Genomic DNA, 12,304 nt, shown 5'->3' with positions numbered 1-12,304 from the left:
ACAGTTAGACTCTCCTCTTAAGTCCCTTCACTCAGCCGCCGCAAATTCAAAATATCGCTCATTTTTTTAATTTGCATACAAGTCCGCTCGAACTGTTCTTTATCTTGGATGTCCATGCACAAGTCAATTAATGCGGGGAATCCGGGATAGGTTTTGACTTGGGCGCTGCGGACGTTGACTTTGTTGTCTTTTAAATGCGATAAAACATCGTTGAGAACTCCGACTCGATCTAGGGCTTCAACTTGAATATTTACCGGATAAGTATTGGGGCGAGATTCGTTGCGGTTGCTGGAATTCCAACTCACGGGAACTAATTTATCTCCCGGTACGTTTTCAACATTGGAACAACCTTGGCGGTGAATGGAAATGCCGCGAGTGCGAGTCACTACTCCAATAATTGATTCGCCGGGAATGGGACAGCAACAGCCTGCTATATGGTAGAGCAATCCTTCTACACCTGCGATCGGCGATTTGCTCGGAGACGAACTAGGTACGGGTTTCGGTGCCGTCGATGCAGGTATTAGCAGGGGGATTTCCTGGGTTCCTCCGGGAGCAGATTCTATTTTTTGCTGCACTTTGACTAAATCTCGCAGGCGATTTACTACGAGGTTTAGGGTGACTTCGCCGTAGCCCAAACCGGCGATTAAGTCTTCGACGCTGTGGTAGTTGCAGCGCTGAGCTACTGATTGCATGGGTTCGGATTTCAGCAAGGATTCTAAGCCGTTTTTGCCTAATTCTTTTTCTAGCAATTCCCGCCCGCGAGCGAGGTTTTCATCTCGGTGCGATCGCTTCAACCATTGCCGAATTCGGTTTTTTGCTCCGTTTGTTTTGACAAAATTCAGCCAGTCGGAGCTGGGATGGCCGTTTTTTTGGTTCAATATTTCTACTATGTCGCCGTTCTTTAATACCTTGTCTAGTGTTACCATCCGCCCGTTGACTCTCGCGCCGGTGCAGCGATTGCCAATTTCTGTGTGAATGCGGTAAGCAAAATCTACGGGTGTTGAGCCGGTGTTGAGTGAAATTACGTCTCCGTTGGGAGTAAAAACGTAGATATCTTCGTCGAATAAGTTGTCTTTAATACTTTGTAAATATTCGCGATCGTCTTTGAGGTCGCTTTGCCATTCTAGGAGTTGTCGCAGCCAAGTAAATTTTTCGTCGTCGCCGGTGACTGCGGTGCTAGAACCGCCGGTTTCTTTGTATTTCCAGTGGGCGGCGATCCCGTATTCTGCAATGTGGTGCATTGCTACTGTGCGAATTTGTACTTCGATGGGGCGGCCGCTGGTGCCGATGACTCCGGTGTGCAAGGATTGATAGCGGTTGGCTTTTGGTAAACCGATATAATCTTTAAATCGACCGGGGATCGGGCGGAATGAATCGTGGACGATCGCCAATGCGCGATAACAGTCATCGTTGCTTTCTACTATGATCCTCACCGCAGCAATATCGTACACTTGGTTAAACCCTTTTTGCCGGCGCTGCATCTTCCCGTAAATCCCGTACAAATGTTTGGGACGGCCGCTAACTTCGTAGCATTTAATGCCTAATTTGTCAAGCTTTTCTCGCAAACTATCTGTGACTTCTGCGAGTTGAGTTTCTCGATCGGCCCGCTTGACTGCCACCAAGTCTTGAATTTCGCGATAAGCATCCGGTTCCAGGTATTTAAACGCTAAATCTTCCAATTCCCACTTAAAGCGCCCGATACCCAAACGGTTCGCCAGGGGAGCAAAAATATCTCGGGTTTCTAGGGCAATACTGCGCTGCTTTTCTGGAGACAAATGCTCCAAAGTCCTCATGTTGTGCAGTCTGTCTGCTAGTTTGACTACAATCACGCGAATATCTTTAGCCATTGCGAGAAACATTCGGCGAAAATTTTCAGCAAGGCGCTCTGTTTTGCTGGAAAAATTAAATTTAGAAAGTTTGGTGACACCTTCGACTAATTGTCGCACTTCTGCGCCGAACCGCTGTTCTATTTCTTCGAGAGTAATATCTGTATCTTCAACAATATCGTGGAGAAAACCGGCGGCAATCATGACGTTGTTGCCGCCCATATATCGGAGTATCCCAGCTACAGCTACGGGATGGCAAATGTAAGGTTCTCCCGATTTGCGGTACTGTCCTTCGTGCAAGTCGCGGGCAAATTCAAAGGCCCGACAAATTAAACTGTTGTCAGTCGAGCAATTGGCGTTAGGGGCCGCATCAGTCTGCGATCGACCATTCAGGCATTCTTGCAGCCAATCGGGAACGACGGCAGGATCGATCGAAGGAGAGGCAGTCAGAGTGTTTGCGTTCATCGGGTACACCTTGAAAAATTAGAAATACAAATGGTTAAAAGCCGGCGTTCGGTTGAATTTCCGAAATTATGTGTTTAGCAATACTAAACTAATTGAATGCCACAATTGGCAATTCTCAAAAATAATCGATTTTTGTCTTAACTATATCGATTTAATTTTGAGTTTCCCCCCCTCGCAGGTAGGAAAATATATTGACTCCACTGTCGCGGATTAGATCGGTCGATCGGGTAAAATAAGAATATTTTGGCGGCAGCAGTTGAGGTCAGTCGATTGGGGCATTCAAGATTTGAGATTTGAGATTGACTTTACAGATGCAATCTGGGATCTCGAACAAAAGTCTACAATTTGAGGATCGACCATGACGCGGAGTCGGGGGCGCAGTCCCTGTTGTTGGAGGTAGCGGGCGATCGGCATTCACAGGCAACGCTAAACTAAAAGCACGAGCTAGACCGATCGAGTCACGCCACCAGGGTGATGAAATTTTCTCAACAAACAGGGAATTGCTGCAAAAATGCACGGCTTCCCTTAATATGAGCAAAGCTTAAGCAAGAATCTACTTTGATTATAAAGAAAAATTTGTTTACAAAATCATGATATTGTCCGAAGACCGCCGCCAGTGCTACCAAGAATTACAGCAAGCACTCGAACAGCTACAAAGAACTGCTGCACAGGAAAATCTCGATCGGGCTGCGCTGGCTGCAGAATACACAAAAGTGCAACAATTTTTCGGAAACCAGATTATGAAAGCTAACAGTTGTGAGTTATACGCCTCAGAAACGCCTCCAGAGCAGTCCTATTTGACGGAAATTCACAAGCAACTGCGGTTATTGAGGACAGATGTCACGTTTTTGCAGGCTGCGAAGCAGCCAGCGACAGCACAGGCGAGGCAAACTGCGGCTGCTGAGCGACTAAACACGCTAATTGGCTACTGCGGTGCGCTGCTGCAAAAAAATTCTGGTTCTGAGCGGGCCCGCCCGGATGCAGAATTAATAACTGAATAAACAGGGAATTGAGAAGGCAAGGAGAAATCAAGTGGTGGAATGTCCAAAATGTAAACATCCCAACTTAGAAGGCGGCACCCTAGCCGGCCGAATGTCGGTGCAGTGGTGTCCCAACTGTTACGGTATCTGGATTCCAGGCAGAGAATACGAAGCTTGGCAGAAAGAGCAGAGCCAGTGGTACAACAAATCCCAGAAGCCAGAGGCGACAGGCACTCTCGGCATAGAATTCACGCCGTCTCCCTACGACAGCAAAGCAGCCCTGTGTCCCGAGGACGGTCATTATTTGTCGCGGGCAAAAGTTCCCTTCAGCAGAGTGCCCTTTTACATAGAGCGCTGTATGCTGTGCGGGGGAATTTGGTGCGATAACGGCGAGTGGGATATTCTCGAAAGTCTGGGATTCCACACCGAGATTGACAAGATGTTTTCTCCCAATTGGCAAGCCAAGGCCCGCGTCCAAGAACTCGCATCTCGGGAACGTCAAGTGCTCACAGATAAGCTAGGCCCGGATATTGCCGGATATGTGTTGGAACTGGCGGAAGTTTTAGCAGACCATCCGCACGTTGATTGTGCGGCTACTTATATACTGCGGAGAGCTGAGTTGAAGCGAAGGGAAATTTAGTCTGTTGACTGTTGGCAGTTGGCAGTTGGCAGTTGGCAGTTGGCAGTTGGCAGTTGGCAGTTGGCATTAGTCATTAGTTATTAGTTATTAGTCATTAGTTGTTAGTTATTAGATACTGACTAATGGCTAACAACTAACTAGCTACTGACTGCTGATAAATAATAACTAATATCATGTTTGCTCAATTATCATTAAAAAATGTTTGTAGTAAGTATAGATTTCTCCCGTCACCCCGACAGATGATTCTGTGTTTTTACTACAAAGGATTAACGATTAAAAATCATATGACTGGACATGATATACCCAGTAACAAACAGCTAATAACAACGGTCAACAACTAATAACAATAGCCAACAACCAACAACCAATAACCAGTAACTAACACCTAATAACGAATAATCAATAACAATAGCCAACAACCAACAACCAATAACCAGTAACTAACACCTAACAACGAATAACCAATAACAATAACTAATAACTAATAACTAAGGACTAATGACTAATGACTAATGACTATTCTTTGTTTTCCATTGAAAATCTGCGAGTAGCTTATCCTCAGCGGCGGGGCCAATCCGGTTGGGCGGTTGACGGCGTTTCTCTGAGGCTGGAAGCAGGGGAAAAACTGGGATTGGTTGGGGAGTCTGGGTGCGGTAAGTCAACTTTGGGAAGGGCGGCGATGCGGTTGCTACCGGATTCGACGCAGATTGAGGGGCGGGTTGATTTTGCTGGAGAGTCGGTGTTTGAGATGGATGCTTCGCGACTGAGACGGTTTCGGGGCGAAGCTGTGGCGTTGATTTTTCAAGATCCGATGACTCGTCTCGATCCTTTGATGACTGTCGGGGAACACTGTATCGAGACTTTGCAGGCTCACAGACCGAATTTGAATCGCAAGCAGGCTAAGCAACGGGCGATCGAGATTTTGGAAGCTGTGAAAATTCCCGCCTCTCGCTGGTCGCAATTTCCCCACGAATTTAGTGGCGGAATGCGGCAAAGAGTAGCGATTGCTTTGGCTCTTTTGCTCGATCCGAAGTTAATTGTGGCGGACGAACCGACTACAAGTTTGGATGTAACTGTCGCCGCTCAGATTATGCAGGAATTAACCAGACTTTGCGCGGAACGGGGAACGGCTATTTTGTTGATTTCTCACGATTTGGCGATGGTGGCTGAGTATTGCGATCGCATTGCGGTGATGTACGGCGGCAAAGTGGTGGAAACTGGGTCAGTGCTGGATGTTTTTGAACGCCCGCAACATGAATATACTCGATCGCTCCTGAAAGCAGCTTTGCACATTCAGAAGGAAGAAGGAAGTTCGGCAACGGATTCTGTAACGGATTTAACGGATGTAACGGATAGAGGGGAGAAGGAAAATTATCGGCTTAAGTCCGAGTCAAATTTACCTCTTTTGACTGTGACGAATTTGCAGCAGCACTACAGTTTAGAAAGCAATTTATTAGAGCAGTTGTTTTCCGGGAAACAGCAGGTAATTAAAGCCGTAGATAATGTTAGCTTAGAGCTAGAACGGGGAGAAACCTTGGGGCTGGTAGGGGAGTCAGGCTGCGGCAAAAGTACGTTGTCGCGCACGATTTTGCGCTTGATTCCTCCGACTGGTGGCAAGGTTGAATTTCAAGGAATAGATATCACTGCTCTGAGTAACGATGCTGTCAGGAAGCACCGCCGCCAAATGCAAATGATATTTCAAGACCCCCACGCTTGTTTGAATCCGATGATGACTGTCGGGCAAAGTATTGCTGACCCTTTGTTGATTCACAAATTAGCTAAGGGAGAGGAAGCTAAAAAACAAGTAATCCAAATGTTAGAGCGGGTGGGTTTGACTCCAGGGGGGGATTTCTTTCGCCGCTATCCGGGGGAATTGTCAGGAGGACAACAGCAGCGGGTTTCGATCGCCCGCGCTTTGATTACTCGGCCGCAACTGATTATTTGCGACGAACCAGTGAGTATGCTGGATGCTAGCGTGCAGACTCAAGTATTAGAGCTGATGTTGGAGTTGAAACAGGAATTTAATTTGACTTATCTGTTTATTACCCATGATTTGTGGGTGGCGAGATTTTTTTGCGATCGCATTGCGGTAATGAATGCCGGAAAAATTGTGGAAATCGGCAAGACTAGGGAGATTTTTACTAATCCGCAGCACCCTTATACTCAGCAGTTATTACAAGCAGCTCCTTTATTGGCTCGGACTCAATAAACCAATCTAAAATTGGGGAAATTTGATATCAGCCACCAGCTTCTAGATGGATTTCGGAAATTTCTGATTAAATTGGTTAAAGTGAAGGGATACTTTTCAAATCATCCCACGGACACCAAGCACTATATGGCAGAATCTGACCTAGGCAGTTTTGCGGTGGCCCCCGAAGCCTCACTCGCAATCGCAGAGGATGAGGACACCGAGATCGATCGTCCGACGGTAACTCGATCGTCAGCATACAACAACTGGTCTGCCGACGATCCCGTGGGAGCTTTGTTCAAAGAAATGTCTCGCTATCCTCTACTGACTGCCACCGAAGAGGTGGAGTTAGCTCGTCGCGTTCAAGAATTGGTAGCCCTTCTGGAAGTAGAAGAGCGTTTAAAACAGGAATTGGAAAGAGAGCCAACAAAAGCTGAACTCGCTGCAGCTTTGGGGGTGAGCGAAAGTCAACTGCAACAACTTCGCCACCAGTGTCAATCGGCGAAACGGAAAATGATCAGCTCGAATTTGCGGTTGGTGGTTTCGATTGCGAAACGCTATCTCAACCGAGGCGTGCCTTTTCTAGATTTAATTCAAGAAGGAGCTTTAGGTTTGAATCGAGCCGCCGAAAAGTTCGATCCTGAGAAGGGTTACAAATTTTCTACCTATGCCTATTGGTGGATTCGCCAAGGAATTACTCGGACAATTGCCAATCAAGGGCGGACAATTCGCTTGCCGGTTCACATTGTCGAACAGTTAAATAAACTCAAAAGAGTTTATCGGGATTTAAGGCGTTCTCTTCAACGAAATCCTACGGAAACTGAAGTTGCTAGAGAAATGGAAGTTACTGCCGAACAGCTTCGTTACCTCCAGCAAGTACGCCGGCAATCTTTGTCTCTCAACCACCGCATTGGTACGGAAGAAAGTTCGGAACTTTTGGATGTTCTGGAAGATAGCGCGACGCAATCTCCAGAAGCTCAGATGAATGAAATGATGATGCGCCAAGATATTTTGGAGGTGTTGGACAGTATTTTGACTGAACGGGAAAAAGAGATTGTGGCGATGCGTTACGGTTTGATAACCGGCGAACCTTACACTTTAGAAGAAGTCAGCAGTTTGTTCAATTTGTCCCGCGAACGAGTCCGTCAAATTCAAAATAAGGCAATGCGAAAGTTGCGCCGCCCTCAAGTGACGGAACGATTGAAGGGCTGGTTGAAATGAGCTAAAAAATATTGAATTGGCCTTTTTTAAAGTCTTAAATATCGAATGTATGGTTAACTGGTTAACCAGTTAACGGGCCGGAGCCTGGTAATATCGTTTCCGAGAGCATCGGAATTATATATTTTAATCATTGATAGTGCGAGCGGGGATGCTGATAGTGCGAGCGGGGACGCTCGCACGCTCATAATTCCGATGCTACCGGATTTGATATAACGACTAGAAAAACAGTTAGTAGTGTGGACTTTAGTCCGCTCTTGGGTGGCAGACTAAAGTCCACACTACTAACCAATTTTAAAGCGGTCAATTGACCGGACATGATATGACCAATGACCAATGACTAATGACTAATGACTAATGACTAATGACTACTGACCAATGACTAATGACTAATGACTAATGACTAATGACTACTGACTACTGACTACTGACTACTGACCAATGACTAATGACTAATGACTACTGACCAATGACCAATGACTAATGACTAATGACCAATGACTAATGACTAATGACCAATGACTAATGACTAATGACTACTGACTACTGACTACTGACTACTGACTTCTGCTATATTTTTAATTGTTGATTGTCGCTTACTACTTAATTGATTTATGTCTGATGAGGTGATTTTGCGTCCAGCTACCCGCGCAGATGTGCCGGTGCTGTTTGATTTGATTAAGGCTTTGGCTGAATACGAAAAATTATCTCATGCCGTTACTGGTAATGCGGTTGATTTGGAAAATCATTTGTTTGGCGCGAGACCTTTTGCAGAAGCGATTCTCGCAGAGTCGGAAAATCGTGTTGTGGGCTGGGCGCTGTTTTTTTATAATTATTCTACTTTTTTGACTCAGCCGGGGATTTATTTGGAAGATTTGTTTGTGCTTCCTGAGTTTCGAGGGCGCGGTATTGGCAAGTCTTTGATTGTTTATTTGGCGCGGTTGACAGTTGAAAGAAACTGCGGGCGTTTGGAGTGGAGTGTGTTGGATTGGAATGAATTGGCGATCGGATTTTACAAGGGTATTGGTGCTGATGTGATGCCCGAATGGCGGATTTGCCGGGTTGCGGGGGAGTCTTTGGCGAGTTTGGCCTCGAAGTAATTCGATCGGCGGGCGATCGTCCTCCGACTCTCAGAAACCGGGTTTTTTGGGGGCTTTACGGCCTGCAACCTCTGTATTTTCGCCAAAAACTCGATTTCGACGCACCCGTGCGTCAATTCTCAGAAACCGGGTTTTTGTGAGCTCTGCAATTGAGAAGGAAATATTTTCGCAAAAAACCCAGTTTCTCGGCCCCCCTGTTTTGTTAGGTAAATTCCAGTCAATAATTGCCCAAAATATAGGAAAATTTAAGTAAAAGTAGATTTACATTGAGAGAGCAGATCGTGGTTATTTGGGTAAACGAGCAAATCGATCCATCGGGCATTCTTTATTCTTGCATTGCTTGTTGCGATGAGACTCAAGCAAAGGAATGTCACGAATCTTTTGAGCAAAATTTGACGGCAGATCAAAAGCAGCAGGGCTGGGTTGCTACCTTGCGGACTGTTAGTTCTTGGGATGAGGTGCCTGTTAATGCTTTGAAATTGAATTGATCGACGCAAGTCAGTCGATTTTAGATACTTCGGCTTCGCGAGCGTACGAGTTTTAGATTTTAGATTTACTTGCAGCTTCGTGAATCAACGGAGCCCGAAGTGGAGTCTAAAATTTGGGAATTGAGCCTGACGTGAGTGTCGGAAAGCAAGTTCCAGTTTTGGATCTGGTCATCAGCAGATTGAGTTTGCTGTATTTCGTGTAGCAACGGCCGGAAAATACAGCATATAAGTTCGGAAAATGCAAGATAAGTCGATCGCACATTTGTGAGTTGCTAGATGCAGGTTTGTAGTAAGGACTTTAGTCCTGATGGACTAAACGCCATAGAGAGGACTCGCATTCCGAACGATCGAACGAAAGACACCCAATTTCCCAACTCTCCTCAATCGATCAGCAAACTCGGAGAAGTCAGCACAAAGACATCCCTGGTTCCCACCCCTTCCAATTCCGGTTTAATCGGCGTAGTAAAGTGGAAAAACTGGTGGTCGTCAACCAGCAACAACTCTCCCGGCTGCAGAACTTTATTAAAAACAGGCTTCTCTTTTTTAGCCAAATACAAATGCGTTTCGCCGCCCACAACATTAGTGCGATCGACCGAGAAAATCCCGATAAAATCAGTACCGTCTTGGTGAATGCCTTCCGGTGCGGGGTTACCAAAATTGTGCGGCGAACAAGTCGTCCTGATTTGATGCACTCCGATTTCAGCTTCCGGGTGAATTTTGCAGGAGTCGAAAAAAGCAAAAATTAGTTGTTTGAAGTTATCGAAGGCAATTAGCCGATCGTCCAATTCGGCAAATTCCCGCCTGATATCGCCCACCAACGGATTGTATTCTTTACTTTGAAACAAATAGCCGTGAGGTAACTTAACTAACTCATTTCCGTTCACGACAAACCGCGACAATCTCCTCGAACGATACTTACCCTTAATATAAGGATCTACAGGCATATCGTCAAAAAAATGCTTGAATCCTTCCAGCTTAATCGAGTTTACTTTTTTGAAAGTAAACATGAAAGCATAGTCCAATTGAATGGATTCTAATACCGTTTCCATAGATTATTCTCCATGAATCCTTGCTCCCCTGCGAAAATTTGCCCTAGAGAGGTGTATGTTTCTAGTCTAGCTTAGGTTTTTTGTGAGTGTCATTAAAAAAAAATACAAAAATTGCAAAGATATCGTAAAGATGGCAAACGATATTCGAGCGACGCGCCAACCAATTAATTCCCGCAATCTAAAATCTAAAACTTGTACGCGACTTGTCCGCTGGCGTAGCCGAAGCAAGCCGAAGTATCTAAAATCGATCGACCGCTTTCACCAGCGACTGACAGGCCCGCAGGAAAACGGCCACATCCACCCCAAGTGCAACGTACTGAACGCCAGCATCAATCCACTGCTGGGCGATTTCGGGGTTTTCGGCAAAAGTACCCGCCGCTTTGCCTGCACTGCGGATGGTTTGTACCGCCTCCTGCATCATGTCGATGACTCGGGGATCGCGCACTTGGCCGGGAATGCCGATCGACTGCGACAGATCGTAAGGCCCCAGAAAAATCACATCAACCTGCGGCACCGTCACAATTTCTGCCAGATTGTCAATGCCACCCTTACCTTCAACATGAATCACAACCAAAGATTCATCGTTGAGTTTGTCAGTAATATTTGTACCTGCCGCCGTGTAAAGTCCCGCCCGCGTAGCAAAGGAAAGGCCGCGCGAACCCAGAGGACTGTATTTAGCACTTTTGACAGCCATTTCCGCATCAATTTTGCTTTCAATTTGAGGTACTTGAACGCCCGCGCTGCCGATGTCGAGAGCTCGTTGAATTTGCGGCCCGTCGTTTTTGCGGACGCGAACAATCGGTGCAATGCCGCAGCAGTCGGCCGCGCGGCACAAATCTTCAGCAGCAAGTGGATGTAAGGGGCCGTGTTCCATGTCGATGACGGCAAAATCAAATCCAGCATGACCGCAGATTTCTATGAATGCGGGATAGGCGCAGTTCATGAATAAACCGAGAACAGTTTCGCCTTGTTTGATTTTTTGTTTAAGTTGGTTGTGACGCATGATTTTGATGTTTTTTTACCGCAGATGAACGCGAATTGACGCGGATTTTTTTAGATTTTATAGATCGTCATAATAAGTAGCAATAAGTTGATTTAGGTTAAAAGAATTGAGAGAAGTTTTTTGGCTGCTTTTGCTTCTATTTTAAAGGGAATTAAGCACAAAAGCCATGCTAAAAAAAACATTCCTAGAATTGGCAAAAATATTGCTCCCACCGATGGTTCGACAAACCAAGCAAATAAAGAAAATGTTCCAATACTGCCAGTAGTCCACAGCCAAAGAATCATCAATCCTAGCACGATTTTATGCAATACCATCCTGATTTTGATGGAACAACCGAACGGTTGAGAATCGATATTTCCTTTGATAATTGGCAAAAATAAATTGCGGCCGATCGCGATGCGATTGATTTGGAAGGTATTGCCCGAAATTGTGCCTTCATAAGGTTTGGCAGGTGGCGGGGCGAAGGGTAGAATGATCCTAAAAAGTTTGGGAGGAGTGACAACTTCCTCCAACCTTTGCAAAACTTCAGAAAAGGTTAAACTTGTCGTAATTGTTAAACTCTCAAAAAAAATCAACGCTCTAAAAAATTGGACTATTTTGAGCACAAGCTCGCTCCTGCTTTTAGATAGTGGTAGATGGTCTTAATTCCTATTATATAAAACAATTTTGCCGTGGCCGCACCGCAAAATACCAGTATACTGCAAAATAAACATTTAAATGCTATGAATATTTTTCGCTGATGTCAAGATTAATGCCCCAACCAGCGATGAAACTGCGACGGTATCTATTGTCGCTCAAAGGTCGATCGCTCGTCAGCTTCACCCTCAGCCTAATTACCTCAATCTCAGCTATTACCCCAACATTAGCCGCGCCGACTCGCCATCGAGGCAATCAACTAATCGGCAGTTAAAAAGGCTTGCTAGCGTGGCGCACAGCGCACTTAACCGACATTATTGATTTGCCGGTCAAATTTCCTCTCAGGGAACTTCCGCACTGGATCGACCTGCATTGCATTCCTTCCCAAAATATCTTAAACTTATCTGCTATAGGGTATGTTTAGCTGTATGACATCTACGGTTTCTGCATCAATAAATGATTTAGACGATTCAAGTCAGATGAAAGATCGAGTCAGTTTGACCTGGCGTGAGTTTTTATTAGAGTTAGTTTGAATTGCAGAATAGTGCTACAATCAAATGTAATTTTTCCTAAATTTTTATTTTGCCAAATATGCTCGTAACTACTCTAACTAAGTTTACTTGATAAGGATTTAATAGGGAGCATCTCACTTTTGCAGCCAAGCTAGAAATTGGAGGTAGGAGGCAGGAGACAGGAGACAGGAGGAAAGAG

12 protein-coding genes are annotated in these 12,304 nt (G+C 45.4%); 8 read left to right on the top strand and 4 right to left on the bottom strand.

The window, feature by feature from the left end:
• Positions 1-17 precede the first annotated feature (17 nt).
• The gene (locus QUA97_RS12825) at positions 18-2,291 is read right to left on the bottom strand and encodes a RelA/SpoT family protein (RefSeq protein WP_194067760.1); all 2,274 of its coding nucleotides are present in this window, start codon (positions 2,289-2,291) and stop codon (positions 18-20) included.
• A 590-nt stretch (positions 2,292-2,881) separates the two neighbouring features.
• Between QUA97_RS12825 and patD the strand changes: the two genes are divergently transcribed.
• The 7 genes from patD (at position 2,882) to QUA97_RS12790 (ending at position 8,905) form a co-directional block, all read left to right on the top strand.
• Complete coding sequence (gene patD / locus QUA97_RS12820; protein ID WP_194067758.1) at positions 2,882-3,292, top strand: heterocyst frequency control protein PatD; 411 nt, start codon at positions 2,882-2,884, stop codon at positions 3,290-3,292.
• Positions 3,293-3,323: 31 nt separating this feature from the next.
• The gene (locus QUA97_RS12815) at positions 3,324-3,911 is read left to right on the top strand and encodes a TFIIB-type zinc ribbon-containing protein (RefSeq protein WP_333093040.1); all 588 of its coding nucleotides are present in this window, start codon (positions 3,324-3,326) and stop codon (positions 3,909-3,911) included.
• A 505-nt stretch (positions 3,912-4,416) separates the two neighbouring features.
• Positions 4,417-6,120, top strand: a complete 1,704-nt coding sequence (locus QUA97_RS12810) for an ABC transporter ATP-binding protein (protein ID WP_333194778.1) — start codon at positions 4,417-4,419, stop codon at positions 6,118-6,120.
• Positions 6,121-6,246: 126 nt separating this feature from the next.
• Complete coding sequence (locus QUA97_RS12805) at positions 6,247-7,320, top strand: RNA polymerase sigma factor, RpoD/SigA family (RefSeq protein WP_194010470.1); 1,074 nt, start codon at positions 6,247-6,249, stop codon at positions 7,318-7,320.
• Between the two features lie 611 nt (positions 7,321-7,931).
• Positions 7,932-8,417 carry a GNAT family N-acetyltransferase gene (locus tag QUA97_RS12800; protein ID WP_194067756.1) on the top strand — a complete coding sequence of 162 codons (486 nt, stop codon included), beginning with the start codon at positions 7,932-7,934 and terminating at the stop codon, positions 8,415-8,417.
• A complete protein-coding gene (locus QUA97_RS12795) occupies positions 8,363-8,557 on the top strand; it encodes a hypothetical protein (RefSeq protein WP_333194842.1) in 195 nt (64 codons plus the stop codon). The genes QUA97_RS12800 and QUA97_RS12795 overlap by 55 nt, the downstream gene beginning before the upstream one ends.
• Before the next feature lie 141 nt (positions 8,558-8,698).
• Positions 8,699-8,905, top strand: a complete 207-nt coding sequence (locus QUA97_RS12790) for a glycogen debranching protein (protein ID WP_194010468.1) — start codon at positions 8,699-8,701, stop codon at positions 8,903-8,905.
• A gap of 380 nt (positions 8,906-9,285) precedes the next feature.
• Here QUA97_RS12790 and QUA97_RS12785 read toward each other — a convergent pair whose 3' ends face one another.
• From QUA97_RS12785 to QUA97_RS12775, 3 genes are all read right to left on the bottom strand, one after another.
• A complete protein-coding gene (locus QUA97_RS12785; protein ID WP_194067754.1) occupies positions 9,286-9,954 on the bottom strand; it encodes a 2OG-Fe dioxygenase family protein in 669 nt (222 codons plus the stop codon).
• 238 nt (positions 9,955-10,192) lie between these two features.
• Positions 10,193-10,957, bottom strand: a complete 765-nt coding sequence (locus QUA97_RS12780) for an HpcH/HpaI aldolase family protein (RefSeq protein ID WP_194067753.1) — start codon at positions 10,955-10,957, stop codon at positions 10,193-10,195.
• 92 nt (positions 10,958-11,049) lie between these two features.
• Positions 11,050-11,562 carry a hypothetical protein gene (locus tag QUA97_RS12775; RefSeq protein WP_194067752.1) on the bottom strand — a complete coding sequence of 171 codons (513 nt, stop codon included), beginning with the start codon at positions 11,560-11,562 and terminating at the stop codon, positions 11,050-11,052.
• 134 nt (positions 11,563-11,696) lie between these two features.
• Between QUA97_RS12775 and QUA97_RS12770 the strand changes: the two genes are divergently transcribed.
• Positions 11,697-11,867 carry a hypothetical protein gene (locus tag QUA97_RS12770; protein ID WP_333194772.1) on the top strand — a complete coding sequence of 57 codons (171 nt, stop codon included), beginning with the start codon at positions 11,697-11,699 and terminating at the stop codon, positions 11,865-11,867.
• Positions 11,868-12,304: the final 437 nt, after the last annotated feature.

It is taken from the genome of Microcoleus sp. CZ3-B2, from assembly GCF_036705055.1.
GTDB lineage: Bacteria > Cyanobacteriota > Cyanobacteriia > Cyanobacteriales > Microcoleaceae > Microcoleus.
This window is presented reverse-complemented; position numbering and strand designations above follow the sequence as displayed.